This window comes from Streptomyces sp. NPDC001678 (assembly GCF_042892945.1).
Taxonomy (GTDB): Bacteria; Actinomycetota; Actinomycetes; order Streptomycetales; family Streptomycetaceae; genus Streptomyces.
This window is the reverse complement of record NZ_JBIAUP010000010.1, coordinates 180305-199821: the sequence shown is the minus strand read 5'-3', so window position 1 is coordinate 199821 and position 19517 is coordinate 180305. Positions and strand designations below refer to the sequence as shown.

Genomic DNA, 19517 nt, shown 5'->3' with positions numbered 1-19517 from the left:
ACGGGCTGACTTTTGTCAGCCCGTCCGGCGTTTGAGGACAAGAAACGGTGAAACGGCGGGGCGGGGGGCGTAAAGACCACGTAAGTCCCGGCCCCGGGCGCGACAAAGGCGCGTAAGGGAACGGCCACGGTGTGTGTCCGGGCGGTTGGGTGAAGTGATCGTTCCACCTCGCCGGCCCGTCGAAGGTCACTCCGCTGATGCTGTACCGCGCCCCCGGACAAACCACCCCGCACCGCCACCGCCGCGTCGGCGGCGGGCTCGTCGACCCCAAGCAGCTCGTCGCCTCTCTCCCGGACGCCGTCCGCAAGCTCCACCCCCGGGTGATGGTCCGGCACCCCGTGCTGTTCGTCGTCGAGGTCGGCTCCGTCCTCACCACGCTCTCCGCCGTCCTCGACCCGTCCGTCTTCACCTGGCTGATCAGCGTCTGGCTCTGGCTCACCGTCGTCTTCGCCAATCTCGCCGAGGCCGTCGCCGAGGGCCGGGGCAGGGCCCAGGCCGAGTCGCTGCGGCGCACCCGGGGCACCACCGTGGCCCGGCGGCTGCGCACCTGGCGGGTGAGCATGGACCGCCGCGACTGGGAGGAGGAGCGGGTCCCGGCCGGTGAACTGCGCCCCTACGACTTCGTGGTCGTCGAGGCCGGCGAGACCGTGCCCGGCGACGGCGAGGTCGTCGACGGCGTCGCGGCCGTGGACGAATCGGCGATCACCGGCGAGTCCGCGCCGGTGATCCGCGCGGCCGGCGGCGACCGTGCCGGCGTCACCGGCGGCACCACGGTGCTCTCCGACCGGATCGTCGTACGGATCACCTCCCGCGCCGGCAACACCTTCCTCGACCGCATGATCGCCCTGGTCGAGGGCACCAGCCGGCAGAAGACCCCCAACGAGCTGGCGCTCAACATCCTGCTCGCCTCGCTCACCGTGATCTTCATCCTGGCGGTGGTGTCGCTCCAGCCCATGGCGAGCTGGGCGGGCGCCCCGCAGAGCATCACCGTGCTCGTCGCCCTGCTGGTCACCCTGATCCCCACGACCATCGGCGCGCTGCTCTCCGCCATCGGCATCGCCGGCATGGACCGGCTCGTCCAGCGCAACGTCATCGCGCTGTCGGGCCGGGCCGTCGAGGCGGCGGGCGACGTCAGCACCCTGCTGCTGGACAAGACCGGCACCATCACCCACGGCAACCGGCAGGCCGCCGCCTTCGTCCCCGTCAAGGGCATCACCCACGAGCTCCTCGCCGACGCCGCCCAGCTCTCCTCGCTCGCCGACGAGACCCCGGAGGGCCGCTCCGTCGTGGAGCTCGCCAAGCAGTACGGGATCCAGCACCACAACGGCGACTTCGCCCACGGCCGGTTCGTGCCCTTCTCCGCGCAGACGCGGATGAGCGGGGTGGACTTCTCCTTCGAGGGGGACTTCTGCCGCATCCGCAAGGGCGCCGGGAGCGCGGTCGCCGACTGGGTCGCCCGGCGCGGCGGCCAGGTGCCCGAGGACGCCCACTGGATCGCCGACCACATCGCGTCGGAAGGCGGCACTCCGCTGCTGGTCGCGGTCGAGGACCCGGACGGCATCCGGGTCCTTGGCGCCGTTCATTTGAAGGACGTCGTCAAACCCGGAATCGCCCAGCGATTCGCCGAACTTCGCGCCATGGGCATCAAGACCGTCATGGTCACCGGCGACAACCCGCGCACCGCCAAGGCCATCGCCGCCGAGGCCGGCGTCGACGACTTCATCGCCGAGGCCACCCCCGAGGACAAGCTGGCCCGCATCCGGGCCGAGCAGGCGGGCGGCAACCTCGTCGCGATGACCGGCGACGGCACCAACGACGCCCCCGCCCTCGCCCAGGCCGACGTCGGCGTGGCCATGAACAGCGGCACCGCCGCCGCCAAGGAGGCCGGGAACATGGTCGACCTGGACTCCAACCCCACCAAGCTCATCGAGATCGTCGAGGTGGGAAAGCAGCTGCTGATCACCCGAGGGGCGCTCACCACCTTCTCCATCTGCAACGACGTCGCCAAGTACTTCGCGATCGTCCCCGCCATGTTCGGCGGCGTGGCCGGCTACGAAGGCCTGGAGAAGCTCAACGTCATGGGCCTCCACAGCCCGACCTCCGCCATCGCCTCCGCGATCATCTTCAACGCGCTCGTGATCGTCGCCCTCATCCCGCTCGCCCTGCGCGGCGTGCGCTACGCCCCCTCGTCCGCCCACGCGCTCCTCCGCCGCAACCTCGGCATCTACGGCCTGGGCGGGCTCGTCGCCCCGTTCCTCGGCATCAAGCTCATCGATCTGCTGCTCCAGTTCGTCCCCGGCATGTGACGGGCATACGCCGTACCCGGGCGAAGGGCGCGCGGTAAACGACGTCGCGCGCCCCCTCCGGGCGCCCGAAAGCGTCCCCGTTTCATTGCGGCGGGATGAAATCCGCAGCCCAGAGCGTTGGGGCCTTCCGTCAGAACAGGGAGCGGGAGACAGCGGAGGTCTCGGGTGGCCGCGACGGAATCGACCGGTCAGGGCTGGGCCAGGCGGCTCGCAGGGTACTGCTGGCGCTACCGCGACGCGGTGCTGCTGGCGCTCGGCTCGTCCCTCGCCGGGATGGCCGTCATGGCGCTCGTCCCCCTCATACCCAAGCTCATCATCGACGACGTCATAGGCAGCCACCAGCGCCCCCTCGCCCCCTGGGCGATCCTGCTGATCGTCGCGGCGCTGGTGGTCTACGGCCTCACCTACGTCCGCCGCTACTACGGCGGCCGGCTCGCCCTCGACGTCCAGCACGACCTGCGGACCGAGATGCACGCCGCCATCGCCCGCCTCGACGGCAAACGGCAGGACGAGCTCTCCACCGGCCAGGTCGTCGGCCGGGCCACCAGCGACCTCCAGCTCGTACAGAGCCTGCTGTTCATGTTGCCGATGATGATCGGCAACATCCTCCTCTTCGTCATCTCGCTCGTCGTGATGCTCGTCCTCTCCCCGCTGCTGACCGTCGTCGCGCTCGCCGTGGCACCCGCCCTGTGGCTCCTCGCCCAGCGCAGCCGCGTCAAGGTCTTCCCCGCCACCTGGTACGCCCAGGGCCAGGCCGCCGCCGTCGCGGGCGTCGTGGACGGCGCCGTCACGGGCGTACGCGTCGTCAAGGGCTTCGGCCAGGAGGCCCAGGAGGCCGGCAAGCTCCGCGAGGTGGGCCACCGGCTCTTCGCCGGGCGGATGCGCGCCGTCCGGCTGAACTCCCGCTACACCCCGGCCCTCCAGGCCGTGCCCGCGCTGGGCCAGGTCGCCATGCTCGCCCTCGGCGGCTGGATGGCCACCCGCGGCCAGGTCACCCTCGGCACCTTCGTCGCCTTCTCCACCTACCTCGCCCAGCTCGTCGGCCCGGTACGGATGCTCACCATGGTCCTCACGGTCGGCCAGCAGGCCCGCGCCGGCGTGGAGCGCGTCCTGGAGCTCATCGACACCGAGCCGGCGGTCCAGGAGCGCCCGGACGCGCGCGAACTGCCCGCGGACGCCCCCGCCACCGTCGAGTTCGACGACGTCACCTTCGGCTACGACCCCCGCCGCCCGGTCCTCGACGGGGTCTCCCTGCGCCTCGAGCCCGGCGAGACCGTCGCCGTCGTCGGCGCCTCCGGCAGCGGCAAGTCCACCCTCGCGCTGCTCCTGCCGCGCTTCTACGACGTCACCGGCGGCGCGGTACGCGTCGGCGGCCAGGACGTCCGCGAGCTGACGCTGCCCTCGCTGCGCGCCGCCATCGGGCTCGTACCCGAGGACAGCTTCCTGTTCTCCGACAGCATCCGCGACAACATCGCCTACGGCGTTCCCGACGCCACGGACGAGCAGATCCGCACCGCAGCCCGGGCCGCCCAGGCGGACGGCTTCATCTCCGCGCTGCCCGACGGATACGCCACCAAGGTCGGCGAGCAGGGCCTCACCCTCTCCGGCGGCCAGCGCCAGCGCGTCGCGCTGGCCCGGGCCATCCTCACCGACCCCCGGCTGCTGCTCCTCGACGACGCGACCTCGGCGGTCGACGCCCGGGTGGAGCACGAGATCCACGAGGCGCTGCGCGGGGTCATGGCGGGCCGTACGACCCTGCTGATCGCCCACCGCGCCTCGACCCTCGCCCTGGCCGACCGCATCGCCGTCCTGGACGGCGGACGCCTCGTCGACGTGGGCACGGCGGAGGAGCTGGAGGCGCGCTGCGCGCGCTACCGCGAGCTGCTGACGGACCCCGACGAGCTGGCGGGCGTCCCGCAGGACCCGGCGGGCGCGGCCTTCGGCGGCGAGGCGCTCGCCACCGGGCTCGTGGCGCCCGTAGCCCCGCTCGTCACGGAACCCGTCTCCGAAGCCGAGGAGAAGCGTCGTCCCGTCGACGGCGTCACCCCGCACCTGTGGGTCCGCAAGAACGCCGACGACCCCGCGCGGGAGCACGGCGCGCTCGCCGGGGCGACCGCGACGCCGGAGCTGCTCGCCAAGGTGGCCGCGCTGCCCCCGGCCGACGACACCCCGGACGTCGACGAGGAGCGCGCCGCCCGGGCCGAGGAGTCGTACGGGCTGCGCAAGCTGCTGAACGGCTTCGGGGCGCCGCTGGCGGTGAGCCTGCTGCTGGTGGCCGTCGACGCCCTCGCGGGCCTGCTGCTGCCCGTGCTGATCCGGCACGGCATCGACCAAGGCGTCCAGCGCCTGGCGCTCGGCGCCGTCTGGGCGGCCTCGGGGCTCGCGCTGCTCGTCGTCCTCGGGCAGTGGGCGGCGCAGATCGGCGAGACCCGGCTGACGGGGCGCACGGGCGAGCGCGTCCTCTACTCCCTGCGCGTGAAGATCTTCGCCCAGCTCCAGCGGCTGGGGCTCGACTACTACGAGCGCGAGCTCACCGGCAAGATCATGACGCGGATGACGACGGACATCGACGCCCTGTCGTCGTTCCTCCAGACCGGTCTGGTCACCGCCGTCGTCTCCGTCCTGACCTTCTTCGGCATCCTCGTCGCGCTCGTCGTCATCGACGTCCAGCTGGCCCTGGTGGTCTTCGCCACGCTGCCGCCGCTGGTCCTCGGCACGGTCTTCTTCCGCCGGCAGAGCGTCAAGGCGTACGAGCTGGCCCGTGAGCGCGTCGGTGCCGTCAACGCCGACCTCCAGGAGAGTGTCGCCGGGCTGCGCGTCGTGCAGGCGTTCCGCCGTGAGGAGTCCGGCGCCCGGCGGTTCGCGGACCGCAGCGCCGAGTACCGGCAGGCGCGGGTGCGCGGCCAGTGGCTGATATCGGTGTACTTCCCGTTCGTCCAGCTGCTGTCGTCCGTCGCTGCGGCCGCCGTGCTGATCGTGGGCGCGGGCCGGGTGGGCGACGGGACGCTGACGACGGGCGCCCTGGTGGCGTACCTGCTCTACATCGACCTGTTCTTCGCGCCCGTCCAGCAGCTCTCCCAGGTCTTCGACGGCTACCAGCAGGCGACGGTGTCCCTGGGCCGGGTGCAGGGGCTGCTGCGCGAGCCGACGACGACGCCGGTGGCCGAGCGGCCGCGCGAGGTGCGGGAGCTCAAGGGAGAGGTCGTCTTCGACGACGTCGCCTTCCGCTACGGGGGCGAGAAGGACGAGGCGCTGGCCGGGATACGGCTGACGATCCCCGCCGGGCAGACGGTGGCCTTCGTGGGCGAGACGGGCGCGGGCAAGTCCACGCTCGTGAAGCTGGTCGCGCGGTTCTACGACCCGGTCTCCGGCGCCGTCCTCGTCGACGGCCACGACCTGCGCGACCTGGACCCGGTCTCCTACCGGCACCGCCTGGGCGTCGTCCCCCAGGAGTCGTACCTCTTCCCGGGCACCGTGCGCGACGCGATCGCCTACGGGCGCCCGGACGCGAGCGACGCCGAGGTCGAGGCGGCCGCGCGGGCGGTCGGGGCGCACGAGATGATCGCCACGCTGACCGACGGCTACCTCCACGAGGTCGCCGAGCGCGGCCGCAACCTCTCCGCCGGACAGCGGCAGTTGATCGCCCTGGCCCGCGCCGAGCTGGTGGACCCGGACGTCCTGCTGCTGGACGAGGCCACCGCGGCCCTGGACCTGGCCACCGAGGCGCTGGTGAACCGGGCCACCGACCGGCTGGCCGGGCGCCGTACGACGCTGGTGGTGGCGCACCGCCTGACGACCGCCGCGCGCGCGGACCGCGTGGTGGTCCTGGACCGCGGCCGGGTCGTCGAGGACGGCACCCACGCCCAACTGCTGGCGCTGGACGGGCGGTACGCGGAGCTGTGGCGGTCGTTCACCGGCGAGGCCGTAGCCGCCTGACGCGTCGCCCGGTGCGGGAGGGGAGCCCGGAGAGAGGGAGCAAGGTCACCCTGGGTTGACTCTGGCGTGGCGGATGTTGCCCCCGGTAGGTTCGCGGCGACTTTCGCGAACCAGGGGAGGGCGTATGCGCAAGGCCGTCAGATTCCTGCTGGCGCTGACCATGTCCATCGGGACGGTCGGCGCCGGCAGCACGGTGGCGGGGGCGGCGGGGACCGCCACCGAGCCGGACATCAAGGAACGCGTCCTGAAGATCCCGGGGATGAGTTTCGTCGAGGAGAAGCCCTATGAGGGCTACCGCTACCTCGTGATGAGCTATCAGCAGCCGGTCGACCACCGGAACCCGTCGAAGGGCACCTTCGCCCAGCGGTTCACGCTGCTGCACAAGAACACCGACCGGCCGACGGTCTTCTTCACCTCCGGCTACAACGTCAACACCACTCCGTCGCGCAGCGAGCCGACCCGGATCGTCGACGGCAACCAGGTGTCGATGGAGTACCGCTTCTTCACCCCGTCCCGGCCGCAGCCCGCCGACTGGTCGAAGCTCGACATCTGGCAGGCCGCCAACGACCAGCACCGCCTCTTCGAGGCCCTCAAGCCGGTCTACAACAAGAACTGGCTGGCCACCGGCGGCAGCAAGGGAGGCATGACGGCGACGTACTACCGCCGCTTCTTCCCCAAGGACATGAACGGCACCGTCGCCTACGTCGCGCCCAACGACGTGGTCAACGACGAGGACTCCGCCTACGACCGGTTCTTCGCGACCGTCGGCGACCAGGCCTGCCGCACCCAGCTGAACTCGGTGCAGCGCGAGGCCCTCGTCCGCCGCGGCGAGATCGTCACCCGCTACCAGAAGTGGGCCGACGAGAACAACAAGACCTTCAAGACCGTCGGCAGCGCCGACAAGGCCTACGAGAACGTCGTCATGGACCTGGTGTGGGCGTTCTGGCAGTACCACCTCCAGAGCGACTGCAAGACCGTGCCCGCCACCAAGGCGTCGACGGACGAGCTGTACAAGTTCATCGACGACATCTCCGGCTTCGACGGCTACACCGACCAGGGTCTGGAGCGGTTCACGCCGTACTACTACCAGGCGGGCACCGAACTGGGCTCCCCGAGCCCCAAGTTCGCCAACCTCAAGGGCCTGCTGCGGTACCCCGACAGCTACAAGCCGCGCACCTATGTGCCGCGTGACATCCCGATGAAGTTCCGGCCGGGCGCCATGGCGGACATCGACCGCTGGGTGCGCGAGGAGAGCCGGAACATGCTGTTCGTCTACGGGCAGAACGACCCGTGGAGCTCGGAGCCGTTCCGTCTCGGCCGGAACGCCGCGGCCCGCCACGACTACCGCTTCTACGCGCCGGGCGGCAACCACGGCTCCAACATCTCCCAGCTCGTCGCCGACGAGCGGGCGGTGGCCACGGCCGAGGTGCTGCGCTGGGCGGGCGTCGCGCCCGCGGCCGTCCAGAAGGACGACAAGCAGGCCAAGCCGCTGGCACCCTTCAACGCCAAGCTCGACCAGCAGAGTGTGGAGCGCCAGTCCGCACTGCGGCCGTAGCGGCGTGCAGGCCGTAGCCGCGTGATCTAGAGGCGGCGGGCGCACCCCACGGGGCGCCCGCCGCCCACCTGTACGTACAGGTCCGTCGAGGGCGGGCAGTCGTCGCGCGTGCGCACCGTGGAGTCCACCCGGAACTCCGGCGCGTGGCCCCGCGAGCCGTCGCAGGCCGTCTCCTTCACGACCCCGTGCCGCTCGGTGTACACGCAGTCGCCCGCCACCGTCAGGGGGCCGCCGCCCATGCCCGGGTCGCCCGGGTGCGGCGGGCGCAGATTGCGCATGCAGGCGTAGCCCTCGGGGGCGCTCTCCGACTCCGACGTTCCGGTGTTCACCGCCGTGATGTGCAGTACGAAATCGGTGCTGTCGGGGCAGCGCGGACCGTTCTCCTGCGGGCCGTAGTAGCGGGCGAGAACGCTGGCGGTCGCGCGCTCGTCCGCGCAGTCCAGCTCGGTGAATGCCGTCGTCCGGCCCCGGCCCGCGCACGACCCCTGGCCCAGGAAGGTGGCGCTCCGGCCCGGCTCGGCCCGCTCGGGCGCGGCCTGTCCGGCCGGTCCGCCTTGCCCGCCCTGTTCGGCCTGTATGCCCTGGGTGACGATCTCCGCCCCGGGGCGGCCCTGGAGCTGACAGCCGACGAGCGACCCGGACCCGCACAGCATGGCGAGCGCGAACAGTGCCCTCGGTAGCGCGCGATGGCGCATGATCTCCCCCAACCCACCAACCGAGCGTCCAGAGTTACCCGACGGCCACCGGCGCACGCCAGGCGTGCGGGAGGGTTTGCGGAGGGTGACCGCGCGCCCCGCTCCCGCCCGCCGGCGTCCGCCGCCGGCGCGGTAGAGGGGGTGTCACCGGCGGCGGCGCGCTACCGGCCACAGGCGGCGGAGAGGGAGTGGCCCGCGCCGTCGGTACGGCGGGGCCGGCACCGCTCTGCGGGGACCGGCGGCAGCACGCCCCTTGGACGGGCCGCGCGCCGGAGCGGTTCCGCGCCGTGGCGCGACCGGGCTAGCGGGCCCGGCGTCGCGCCCTGCCGAAGCCGCGCGCCCGGCCGAACCGCACGGGGACGCGCCGGGCCAGCAGCCCCGCGCGGGGCGCGAGCCGCCGCACCATCGAGAAGACCGATTCCGTCCGGGTGCGGTCGGCGTCCAGCACCGTGAAGAGATTCACCCCGAGGTAGAAGACGACGGCGGCGTTGGCCAGATCGCGCGGCGGGGTCATCCGGGCGAGCGGGGTGCCGCCGATGACCCGCTCCAGGGTCTCCTCCATGAACGCCATCCACGGCTCGACCCGCACCCTGATCTCCTCGCGCAGCTCCGGCTTGGCCACGGCCGCCGCGACCAGCTCGGAGAGCAGGGTGATGTGGCCGCCCTCCAGGTCGTCGCGGTAGATGCGGGTGGCCCGCTCGGCGAGCTCCTCCAGCGTGCGCGCGTCCGCGACGGTGGCGGTGTGGCGCGCCATCCGCTCGGCGGAGGAGCGGTCGAGAGCGGCGAACAGCAGGGGGTCGACGCCGCCGAAGTGGTAGAAGACCAACGCCGAGTTGACCCCGGCCTCCTTGGCGATCGTCCGCGCGCTGGCCTTGCCGTAGCCCTGGGTGCGCAGGACCGTGCCCGCAGCGGTGATCAGCCGTTCCTTGGTCTCCACTGACATCCGCCGCCCCCTCGAAGAGCATTCATCATACGTTTTGAGCGGTTGCTCAAAACGATCGGTCCGGCCATTGCTCCCGCAACATGCGCAGCGTTTCGCGGATCGCGGGGCGCCGGGCCGCGCCCTTGCGCCAGTAGGCGAACAGGTGCCGTACGGGCACGGGCTCCAGGGGGAGCGCCACGACTTCCGGGGGCAGCGGGCCGCGCCCGAGCCGGGGGGCCACGGCGATGCCCAGGCCCGCCGCGACGAGCGCGACGTGGGTGTGGTTCTCGGCGGCCTCATAGGCGATGTCCGGCTCGTCACCGGAGGCGCGCAGGGTGCGTACGAACCAGTCGTGGCAGACCGTGCCGGGCGGCTGGCCGACCCAGCGCTGCCCCTCCAGGTCCGCGTGGCACAGCCGGGCGTACCCGGCCAGCGCGTGGCCCCGGGGCACCAGGACGTCGCAGAGGTCGGCGCCGATCCGTATCCGCTCCAGGGCCTCGGGCACGGGCAGCGGCGAGATGTCCCACTCGAACGTCACGGTCAGGTCGAGCACGCCCCGCTCCACGAGCCCCACGGACAGGTGAGGGTCGACCTCGACCAGCCGGGCGTCCAGTGACGGGTGTGCCTGGGCCAGCGCGGCCAGGACGCCGGGCAGCAGCCCGCGCGCGGCCGACGCGAACGCCCCGATCGTCAGCCGGCCCGTCGGCAGCCCGCGCCGCTCCTCCAGCTCGGTCTCCGCCCGTTCGACCAGTGACAGCAGCTCGTGCGCCGTCTGCGCCAGCCGGACCGCCGCGTCGGTCAGCGCGACCCCGCGCCCCCTGCGCTCCAGCAGGGTGGTGCGGGTCTCCCGCTCCAGCTTGGTTATCGACTGCGACACGGCCGAGGGCGTGTAGCCCAGGGCGACGGCGGCCGCGCTGACGGAGCCGTGCACGGAGACGGCGTGCAGCGCGCGCAGCCGGGACAGATCCAGCATGGTCTTCCGACCCCCCATCGGTGGACCCTCATGGTTGAGCGTCACTCATCGTTGAGTACTGCTGAATCCCATCATGAAGAAACGTGTGCTGGTGCTACATGGTCGTCGCACCGGATTCTCGTCACATGCGTCCTCAGCACCTCGCCCTGGCCGTCGCGGTCGCCGCCCTCTGGGGCGTCAACTTCGTCGTCATCCACGTCGGCCTCGACCACTTCCCGCCCCTGCTCTTCTGCGCGCTGCGCTTCCTCGCGGCGGCGGTGCCCGCCGTCTTCTTCGCCGGGCGGCCCCCGGTGAAGTGGCGGTACATCATCGGGGTGGGACTCGCGCTCGGGGTGGGCAAGTTCGGGCTGCTGTTCGTCGGTATGCACGCCGGGATGCCCACCGGGCTGTCCTCGCTGGTGCTCCAGGCCCAGGCGGTCTTCACCGCCCTCTTCGCCGTGCTCGCCCTGGCCGAACGCCCCGGCCGCGTCAGGCTGCTGGGCATGGCCGTGGCCCTTGCGGGCATCGCGGTCGCCGCCGTGGACGAAGGGGCCTCCGGCCCGCTGACCGGCTTCGCCCTGGTCGTGGGCGCGGCTGCCTTCTGGGGCGTGTCCAACGTCCTGACCCGCAAGGCGGCGCCCGCCGACGCCCTGCGCTTCACCGTGTGGATCAGCACCGTCCCGGTGTTGCCGCTGCTGGCGCTGTCGCTGGTGTTCGAGGGCCCGGCAGCCGACGCCGAGGCGCTGCGCTCGCTCGACTGGACCGGCGCCGGCGCCCTGCTGTTCGTCGCCTGGGTGAGCACGGTGCTCGGATTCGGCGCGTGGGGATACCTGCTGCGCACCTACGACGCGTCGGTCGTCGCGCCCTTCTCGCTGCTGGTCCCGGTATTCGGCATGTCCTCGGCGGCGCTGCTGCTGGGCGAGGGCGTGAGCCCGCTGCGCTGGTGCGCGGCGGTGCTGCTGGTGGGCGGCGTTGCCCTCACCTCGCTCGCGGGGCGGTCCTTCACCTCGCTCGCGGGGCGGCGGCGACCAGTCCCCGCAAGTACTCCGCTCCCGCCCCCGCCAGCTGAGGAAAGTCGGCCGACTGCGGATGCCAGCGCTTCTCGTACTCCCAGCTCAGCCAGCCGTCCCAGCCCGCGCGGCTGAGGGCGCGGACGCAGGCGCCCAGGGGCAGCACCCCCGCCCCGAGCGGCAGCGGGGCGGTGTCCTCCGCCGAGGCGACGTCCTTCACCTGCACATAGCCCAGATGGGGGGCCAGCGCCGGGAGGCTGACGGCCGGGTCCTCGCCGCCCAGCCAGGTGTGCAGCAGGTCCCAGAGGGCGCCCACGCTGCGGTGCCCCACGGGCCCCAGCACGCGCACGGCGTCCTGGGCCCGCCGGTGCGAGTCATGGGTCTCCAGCAGCACGCGGACGCCCGTGTCGGCGGCGACCGGGGCGATCGAGCCGAGTCTGCGGGCGGCCGTCGCGTCGGCCTCCGCCGCGGGCTGCCCGCCACCGCCGGGGAACACCCGTACGTACGGCGCCCCGAGGTCCCCGGCCAGCCGGACCAGCTCGGCGAGCTCGGCCAGCACCGGCTCGTCGGGTCCGGGGGCCGCCACCCGGGCGTACCCGGCCACGGCCAGGATCGTCAGGCCCGCGTCCGCGAACTCCATGGCCACCGCGGCCCGCTGCGCGGCGGAGACGCCCGGGTGCACGGGCTCCTCGGGGTGGGCGCGCAGCTCCACGCCGTCGTAACCGCAGGTGGCGGCGAGCCGCACCACGTCGCGGGGCGGCATCCCGGGTACACCGAGGGTCGAAAAGGCCAGCTTCATGCCTCTTGGGCTTCCCCGTCGGGGTGCCGGCAATGCCTCGGCGTCGTCAGGAAGACGGATGTCCGGCGAACAGGGGTTCCCTACGGTAAGTAACGGATGGATAACAGCTTGAAATCGGTGCAACCCTGCGGGGCTTCCGTGGGTCGTATTGGACATCGGGCTTCCCGGGGAGGGATCCGGGGGGATTCGGAGGAAGCCCGTTCAGGGGGGAGCGCGAGGGGCCCGGTCGTCGGACCGGGCCCCTCGAATCACATGCGCCCCAGCGGAAGCGGCCCCGATAGAAGCGGAATGGCGGATATCCACAGGCTCGAACGCCTGTCGGCCCTCGGCGGTACCGTCGGGGCATGGTGCAACTGGCTGTGGTCGAAGGTGTCCTGGAGCGGATCACCTACGCCAACGAGGACAGCGGCTATACGGTCGCGCGCGTCGACACCGGGCGCGGCGGCGGGGACCTCCTCACGGTGGTCGGCTCCCTGCTCGGCGCGCAGCCGGGCGAGTCGCTGCGCATGGAGGGCCGCTGGGGCTCCCACCCGCAGTACGGCAGGCAGTTCACCGTGGAGAACTACACCACCCTCCTGCCCGCCACGATCCAGGGCATTCGCCGCTATCTGGGATCCGGCCTGATCAAGGGCGTCGGGCCGCGCATCGCCGACCGCATCGTCAGCCACTTCGGCACGGACACCCTCGACGTCATCGAGAAGGAGCCCACGCGCCTGATCGAGGTGCCCGGCCTCGGCCCCAAGCGGACCAAGTCGATCGGGGCGGCCTGGGAGGAGCAGAAGGCCATCAAGGAGGTCATGGTCTTCCTCCAGGGTGTCGGCGTCTCCACCTCCATCGCCGTGCGCATCTACAAGCAGTACGGCGACGCCTCCATCTCCGTCGTCCGCGAGGAGCCCTACCGGCTGGCGGCCGACGTGTGGGGCATCGGCTTCCTCACCGCCGACCGCATCGCCCAGTCGGTCGGCATCCCGCACGACAGCCCCGAGCGGGTCAAGGCCGGGCTGCGCCACGCCCTGTCGCAGTCCACGGACCAGGGGCACTGCTTCCTCCCCGAGGAACAACTGATCGCCGAAGCGGTGAAGTTGCTCCAGGTCGACACCGGGCTGGTCATCGAGTGCCTGGCCGAGCTGGCGGAGGACGGGCCGGACGGCGCCGGAGTGGTCCGCGAGACCGTGCCGGGCCCCGACGGCGGGGAGCCGGTCACCGCCGTCTACCTGGTCCCCTTCCACCGCGCGGAGCTCTCCCTCGCCGCCCAGCTGACCCGGCTGCTGAAGGCCCCGGACGACCGCCTGGCGGCCTTCCGGGACGTCCAGTGGGACAAGGCCCTGGCCTGGCTCGCGGGGCGCACGGGAGCCGAGCTGGCGCCCGAGCAGCAGGAGGCGGTCAGGCTCGCGCTCACCAGCAAGGTCGCCGTCCTCACCGGTGGCCCGGGCTGCGGCAAGTCCTTCACCGTCCGGTCCGTGGTGGAGCTGGCCCGGGCCAAGAAGGCCAAGGTGGTGCTGGCCGCGCCCACCGGCCGGGCCGCCAAGCGGCTCGCCGAGCTCACCGGCGCCGAAGCCTCCACCGTCCACCGGCTGCTGGAGCTCAAGCCCGGCGGCGACGCCGCCTACGACCGGGACCGGCCGCTGGACGCCGATCTGGTGGTCGTCGACGAGGCGTCGATGCTGGACCTCCTGCTGGCCAACAAGCTGGTGAAGGCCGTCGCTCCGGGCGCGCATCTGCTGCTGGTCGGCGATGTGGACCAGCTGCCGTCGGTGGGCGCCGGGGAGGTGCTGCGCGACCTCCTGGCCCCCGGCAGCCCCGTCCCGGCGGTCCGGCTCACCCGGATCTTCCGGCAGGCCCAGCAGTCCGGTGTGGTCACCAACGCCCACCGCATCAACTCCGGGGTGCAGCCCATCACTCAGGGCATGACGGACTTCTTCCTCTTCGTCGAGGAGGACACCGAGGAGGCGGGCCGGCTGACGGTGGACGTGGCGGCCCGGCGCATCCCCGCGAGGTTCGGCCTCGACCCGCGCCGCGACATCCAGGTGCTGGCCCCCATGCACCGCGGCCGTGCCGGCGCCGGCACCCTCAACGGGCTGCTCCAGCAGGCCATCACGCCCGCCCGCCCCGACCTGCCCGAGCGCCGTTTCGGCGGCCGGGTCTTCCGCGTCGGCGACAAGGTCACTCAGATCCGCAACAACTACGAGAAGGGCGAGAACGGCGTCTTCAACGGCACGGTCGGGGTCGTCACGGCGCTGGACGAAGTCGAGCAGCGGCTGACCGTCCGCACCGACGAGGACGAGGAGGTCGGCTACGACTTCGACGAGCTCGACGAGCTCGCCCACGCCTACGCGGTGACCATCCACCGCTCCCAGGGCAGCGAGTACCCGGCGGTGGTGATCCCGGTCACCACGAGTGCCTGGATGATGCTTCAGCGCAATCTGCTCTACACCGCCGTCACCAGAGCGAAAAAGCTCGTGGTGCTGGTGGGGTCACGGCGTGCCCTGGGGCAGGCGGTGCGCACGGTCTCGGCGGGGCGGCGCTGTACGGCGCTGGACTTCCGGCTCGCGGAAGGTGGTGTTCGTCTCTGAACGGTTTACCAATCAGGGCGAAGGGGGCAGGATGGGCAGGCTGGGCGGCACTGAGTGCCGTCCTTGGGCCCTATGGCCGACCCCGAGTGCACGTACATCGTCCAAATGGGGGAAGGTAGGGGTAGTCAGGGCACCTCGAAGAAGAGGCACAACGTCGGTGAGGGATGACGTGAGCGACAACTCTGTAGTAGTGCGGTACGGGGACGGCGAGTACAGCTACCCGGTGGTCGACAGCACTGTCGGCGACAAGGGCTTCGACATCGGCAAGCTGCGTGCCCAGACCGGTCTGGTGACCCTGGATTCCGGCTATGGCAACACGGCCGCCTATAAATCCGCGATCACCTACCTCGACGGCGAGCAGGGCATCCTGCGGTACCGCGGGTACCCGATCGAGCAGCTGGCCGAGCGCAGCTCGTTCCTGGAGACCGCGTTCCTGCTGATCAACGGCGAGCTGCCCACCGTCGACGAGCTGGCGACCTTCAAGGGTGAGATCACCCAGCACACGCTGCTGCACGAGGACGTCAAGCGGTTCTTCGACGGCTTCCCGCGCGACGCCCACCCGATGGCCATGCTGTCCTCCGTGGTCAGCGCGCTGTCGACCTTCTACCAGGACAGCCACAACCCGTTCGACGAGAAGCAGCGTCACCTGTCGACGATCCGGCTGCTGGCCAAGCTCCCGACGATCGCGGCGTACGCGTTCAAGAAGTCGATCGGTCACCCGATCGTCTACCCGCGCAACGACCTCGGCTACGTCGAGAACTTCCTGCGCATGACCTTCTCGGTGCCCGCCGCCGAGTTCGAGCTGGACCCGGTTGTCGTCAGCGCCCTGGACAAGCTGCTGATCCTGCACGCCGACCACGAGCAGAACTGCTCCACCTCGACCGTGCGCCTGGTCGGCTCCTCGCAGGCCAACCTCTTCGCGTCGATCTCCGCGGGCATCAACGCCCTGTGGGGCCCGCTGCACGGCGGCGCCAACCAGGCCGTCCTGGAGATGCTGGAGTCCATCCAGGCCTCCGGTGGCGACGTCGACGCCTTCATCCGCAAGGTGAAGAACAAGGAGGACGGCGTCCGCCTGATGGGCTTCGGCCACCGGGTGTACAAGAGCTTCGACCCGCGCGCGAAGATCATCAAGGCCGCCGCCCACGACGTCCTCTCCGCGCTGGGCAAGAGCGACGAGCTGCTCGACATCGCGCTCAAGCTGGAGGAGCACGCGCTCAACGACGACTACTTCGTCTCGCGCAACCTCTACCCGAACGTGGACTTCTACACCGGTCTGATCTACCGGGCCATGGGCTTCCCGTCGGAGATGTTCACCGTGCTCTTCGCGCTCGGCCGGCTGCCCGGCTGGATCGCCCAGTGGCACGAGATGATCAAGGAGCCGGGTTCCCGTATCGGCCGCCCGCGCCAGATCTACACGGGCGTCGTCGAGCGCGACTTCGTCCCCGTCGAGCGCCGCTAGCCGGAAGGCTCCAGGTCATACGGAAGGCGCCCCGCACCGTCAGGTGCGGGGCCCCTTCCGTATGTGGTCGTGCAATGACTTTCGTACGTGGTCGTGCAATGAAAAGCGCCCCGACTCCGATCCCCCCACGGGTCGGAGCGAGGCGCTTCCCTGCCCCGGCGCGGATTCCCCCCACGGGATCCGGCCGGGAGCCGGCGGACGCGATCTGCCGGGACGCGTACGTACGGGAGGGCCGCTCAAAGCTCCCCGGGTACGTGCCCCGGCCACGCGTGGCCGGTTCGTCCCCCAAGACGATCCAGCACTGCCTGGTTAGACCAATGACCCCCCACGATGGTTACCTCCCAATCGCTGTGATCTAGGTCTCCTGGCATAAGGGGCGTAAAAGGGCAAGAGGCTCCTTGTGGCGATTCTGTGAAGGTGCCTCGTACCGAGAGCGGCTCAGGCGCGGCCGGACAGTTCGTATCCGGCCTCGTCCACGGCGGCGCGGACGGCATCGTCGTCCAGCGGGACGGCGGCGGTGATCGTCACCAGGCCGGTGGCGGCCACGGCCTCCACCGAGGTCACACCGGAGATCGCCGAGATCTCCTCGCGCACCGCGGACTCGCAGTGGCCGCAGGTCATGCCGGACACCTTGTAGACGGTGGTGGTGCTCATGGGCGTACTCCTCGGGAGTCGGATGCGCAGGGCTTCTGCCGATGCCTGAACACCTTACCCCCGGGGGGTATGGCGGTGGGTGGGAACCGGCGGAATCAACGATTCTTCGGACGGTGGTCGCGGTAGCCGGGGCGCCGGGTCACCCAGTCACGGATGGTGTCCGCGAACCAGTAGGGCCTGCCGCTCTCATGGAGGTCGGGGGAGGGCAGCAGGCCGTGCTTCCGGTACGAGCGCACGGTGTCGGGCCGCACGCCGATGTGTGCCGCGATCTCCCGGTAGGACCAGAGCCGACGGTCGGTCATCTCTCGCCTCTCCGCCGCGGCGCAGCCACGGAGGGGGGATCCGTCGGGGAGCTGCGGCGCGGCCGTTCTCGGTCGCTTGAGCCTCGCCCCGGGAACGACGGAGAGTGATCATGCGCTCGGGCCTGTCGGGCTTCTGTGACGGAAGGCTCGCGCCGGTGTGACGCTCGTAACAGGAGGGTGACTTGGTAACAGCGGGGGCCCGACGGTGTCAGCCGACGTCGGCCAGGCGGACCGGCCGGGCCTCCCGCCGGGAGACCTCGCACGCCTCGGCGACATGGAGGGCCCGCAGCCCCTCCGCCCCCGGGCAGGGGTTGCCCCCGAGCCCCCGCGCGGCCCGGACGAACGCCGCCAGTTCGGCCCGGAAGGCGTCCTCGAAACGCTCCTGGAAGTCCCTCCAGGGCCGCCGCGGGGCGGCGGGGCCGCCGGGCTCGGCGGAGGTCAGCGGCGCCCGGTCGTCCAGCCCGGCGACCCACTGGTCGCGCTCGCCGGACAGCTCCACACGCACGTCGTAGCCCGCGCCGTTGTACCGGGTCGAGGTGGCCGTGACGAGCGTGCCGTCGTCGAGGGTGAGCAGGGCCGCGGCGGTGTCCACGTCGCCGGCCTCGCGGAAGAAGGCCGCGCCGCCGTTGGCGCCCCGCGCGTACACCTCCGTCACCTCGCGCCCGGTCAGCCACCGGACGGCGTCGAAGTCGTGGACCATGCAGTCGCGGAACAGCCCGCCGGACAGCGGCAGGAAGTCCGCGGGCGGCGGCGCCGCGTCGGAGGTCACGCACCGGATGGTGTGCACCCGCCCCAGCGCCCCCGAGCGCAGCGCCTCGCGCGCGGCCAGGAACCCGGCGTCGAAGCGCCGCTGGAAACCGATCTGGAGCAGCGTGCCCGCCGCCTCCACCTCGCGCAGCGCGGCGATCGTGCCCGCCAGGTCCAGCGCGACGGGCTTCTCGCAGAACGCGGGCAGCCCGGCGCGCGCCGCACGGGTGATCAGGCCCGCGTGGGAGGCGGTCGCGGTGGCGATGACCACGGCGTCCACGCCCGCCGTGGTGAAGACCTCGCCCACCGTGCGGGCGGGGCGGGCGCCCACGGCCTCCGCGCCCACGGCCCCCGCGAGGGCCGCCGCGCGCCCGGGGTCGGCGTCGGCGACGACCAGTTCGGCGACGCCCTCGGTCCCCGCCAGCCGGGCCGCGTGCCGGGAGCCGATCCGCCCGGCGCCGAGCAGCGCGACCCGCAGCCCGCCGCTCATCGCGGCGGGGCGGCGTAGAGGGCGGGGCGCTCGGGGAGGACGACCGGGACGCGTTCGCCGGTCGTCTGGGCCCGTACCGCCGCCTCGCAGACCACGGCGGCCGCGTAGCCGTCCCAGACGCTCGGCCCCGTCGTCCCGCCGCGCCGGACGGCGTCCACCCAGGCCTGGACCTCGCGGTCGTAGGCGTCCTGGAAGCGGGTGCGGAAGTCCTGGGCGATCTCCCCGCCCCACCGCCCGGCGGCGTGGACGGCCGGCCCGCGCTCGTCGCCGATCCGGGCGGTGCCGCGCTCGCCGACGGCCTCGCAGCGCACCTGGTAGCCGAAGCCGCAGTTGACGAAGATCTCGACGTCGACGACCGCGCCGCCCTCGGTCTCGAACAGCACGAGCTGGGGGTCGCTCAGTCCCTCCGGGGCGCCGGACGAGGGGGTGGGGCGCAGCACGGTGACGGCGGTGATCTCCTCGCCCAGCAGCCAGCGGGTGGCGTCGATCTCGTGGACGACCGAGTCGTGGATCGTCATCGGGCTGGTGTAGCCGGGGGGCGTCGAGACGTTGCGGTGGGTGCAGTGGAGCATCAGCGCGCGCCCGAGGTCTCCCGCGTCCAGGAGCGCCTTCAGCCGCTGGTATTCGCTGTCGTAGCGGCGCATGAAGCCGACCTGGACGCGCCGGCGGCCCAGCCGGGTCTCCGCCTCCAGCACCCGGCGCGCGGAGGCGGAGTCCGGGGTGAGGGGTTTCTCGCACAGGACGGGCAGGTCGCGCGCGAACGCCTCCAGCAGGGCCTCCTCGTGGGCGGGCCCGGGGGAGGCGATGAGCACGGCGTCGACGTCGGCCGCGGCCATGGCGGCGGCCGGGTCGGTGTGGGCGGCGCAGCCGTCGACGCGGGCGGCGGCCGCCTCGGCGCGGCGCGGGTCGATGTCGACGACGGCGGTCACCCGCGCCCCGCTGATGGCCTCGTCGAGGCGCCGGACGTGGTCGGCGCCCATTCTGCCGGTGCCGATGACGGCCACGCCGAGCGTTCCGTGTTGCGTCATTGCGTGTTCCTCGGTGCTGGTGCGTGTTGCCTCGGTGCTGGTGCTGGTGCTGGTGCTGGTGCGTGTCGCGCTGGTGGGCGCTGCCTTGG

General features: G+C 72.1%; 13 protein-coding genes and 1 pseudogene. 6 read left to right on the top strand and 8 right to left on the bottom strand.

The features are described from left to right. Nucleotides 1–197 precede the first annotated feature (197 nt). The 3 genes from kdpB (at nucleotide 198) to ACFYZR_RS21840 (ending at nucleotide 7797) form a co-directional block, all read left to right on the top strand. On the top strand, nucleotides 198–2306 hold the full coding sequence (kdpB, locus tag ACFYZR_RS21850) for a potassium-transporting ATPase subunit KdpB (protein WP_391912701.1): 2109 nt from the start codon (nucleotides 198–200) through the stop codon (nucleotides 2304–2306). A gap of 165 nt (nucleotides 2307–2471) precedes the next feature. Continuing rightward, the gene (locus tag ACFYZR_RS21845; protein WP_391912699.1) at nucleotides 2472–6242 is read left to right on the top strand and encodes an ABC transporter ATP-binding protein; all 3771 of its coding nucleotides are present in this window, start codon (nucleotides 2472–2474) and stop codon (nucleotides 6240–6242) included. Between the two features lie 124 nt (nucleotides 6243–6366). After that, nucleotides 6367–7797, top strand: a complete 1431-nt coding sequence (locus tag ACFYZR_RS21840) for a S28 family serine protease (protein ID WP_391912697.1) — start codon at nucleotides 6367–6369, stop codon at nucleotides 7795–7797. A gap of 26 nt (nucleotides 7798–7823) precedes the next feature. On the opposite strand, the gene ACFYZR_RS21835 is transcribed toward ACFYZR_RS21840, so the two are convergent. From ACFYZR_RS21835 to ACFYZR_RS21825, 3 genes are all read right to left on the bottom strand, one after another. Next, a complete protein-coding gene (locus ACFYZR_RS21835) occupies nucleotides 7824–8492 on the bottom strand; it encodes a hypothetical protein (protein ID WP_391912695.1) in 669 nt (222 codons plus the stop codon). 301 nt (nucleotides 8493–8793) lie between these two features. Beyond that, nucleotides 8794–9435 (bottom strand): TetR/AcrR family transcriptional regulator, encoded by a 642-nt coding sequence (locus ACFYZR_RS21830; protein WP_391912693.1) that lies wholly within the window; start codon nucleotides 9433–9435, stop codon nucleotides 8794–8796. A 46-nt stretch (nucleotides 9436–9481) separates the two neighbouring features. After that, entirely contained in the window at nucleotides 9482–10387 is a 906-nt protein-coding gene (locus ACFYZR_RS21825) for a LysR family transcriptional regulator (protein WP_391912691.1), read from the bottom strand. 98 nt (nucleotides 10388–10485) lie between these two features. Between ACFYZR_RS21825 and ACFYZR_RS21820 the strand changes: the two are divergent. Continuing rightward, nucleotides 10486–11340 (top strand): annotated as a pseudogene (locus ACFYZR_RS21820) (EamA family transporter); the annotation flags it as partial. Nucleotides 11341–11368: 28 nt separating this feature from the next. On the opposite strand, the gene ACFYZR_RS21815 reads toward ACFYZR_RS21820, so the two are convergent. Next, complete coding sequence (locus tag ACFYZR_RS21815) at nucleotides 11369–12175, bottom strand: sugar phosphate isomerase/epimerase family protein (RefSeq protein WP_391912689.1); 807 nt, start codon at nucleotides 12173–12175, stop codon at nucleotides 11369–11371. Nucleotides 12176–12519: 344 nt separating this feature from the next. On the opposite strand from ACFYZR_RS21815, the gene ACFYZR_RS21810 reads away from it, so the two are divergent. Together ACFYZR_RS21810 and ACFYZR_RS21805 are read left to right on the top strand one after the other, a co-directional pair. After that, the gene (locus ACFYZR_RS21810) at nucleotides 12520–14748 is read left to right on the top strand and encodes an ATP-dependent RecD-like DNA helicase (protein ID WP_391912687.1); all 2229 of its coding nucleotides are present in this window, start codon (nucleotides 12520–12522) and stop codon (nucleotides 14746–14748) included. 169 nt (nucleotides 14749–14917) lie between these two features. Continuing rightward, complete coding sequence (locus ACFYZR_RS21805; protein WP_126914237.1) at nucleotides 14918–16207, top strand: citrate synthase; 1290 nt, start codon at nucleotides 14918–14920, stop codon at nucleotides 16205–16207. Nucleotides 16208–16645: 438 nt separating this feature from the next. Here the strand turns inward: ACFYZR_RS21805 and ACFYZR_RS21800 are convergent, their stop codons facing one another. From ACFYZR_RS21800 to ACFYZR_RS21785, 4 genes are all read right to left on the bottom strand, one after another. Then, nucleotides 16646–16861 carry a heavy-metal-associated domain-containing protein gene (locus ACFYZR_RS21800; RefSeq protein WP_391912685.1) on the bottom strand — a complete coding sequence of 72 codons (216 nt, stop codon included), beginning with the start codon at nucleotides 16859–16861 and terminating at the stop codon, nucleotides 16646–16648. 95 nt (nucleotides 16862–16956) lie between these two features. Then, nucleotides 16957–17163 carry a MerR family transcriptional regulator gene (locus ACFYZR_RS21795; RefSeq protein ID WP_391912683.1) on the bottom strand — a complete coding sequence of 69 codons (207 nt, stop codon included), beginning with the start codon at nucleotides 17161–17163 and terminating at the stop codon, nucleotides 16957–16959. Between the two features lie 208 nt (nucleotides 17164–17371). After that, on the bottom strand, nucleotides 17372–18388 hold the full coding sequence (locus ACFYZR_RS21790; RefSeq protein WP_391912912.1) for a Gfo/Idh/MocA family oxidoreductase: 1017 nt from the start codon (nucleotides 18386–18388) through the stop codon (nucleotides 17372–17374). 8 nt (nucleotides 18389–18396) lie between these two features. Continuing rightward, the gene (locus ACFYZR_RS21785; protein WP_391912681.1) at nucleotides 18397–19428 is read right to left on the bottom strand and encodes a Gfo/Idh/MocA family protein; all 1032 of its coding nucleotides are present in this window, start codon (nucleotides 19426–19428) and stop codon (nucleotides 18397–18399) included. Between the last annotated feature and the right edge of the window lie 89 nt (nucleotides 19429–19517).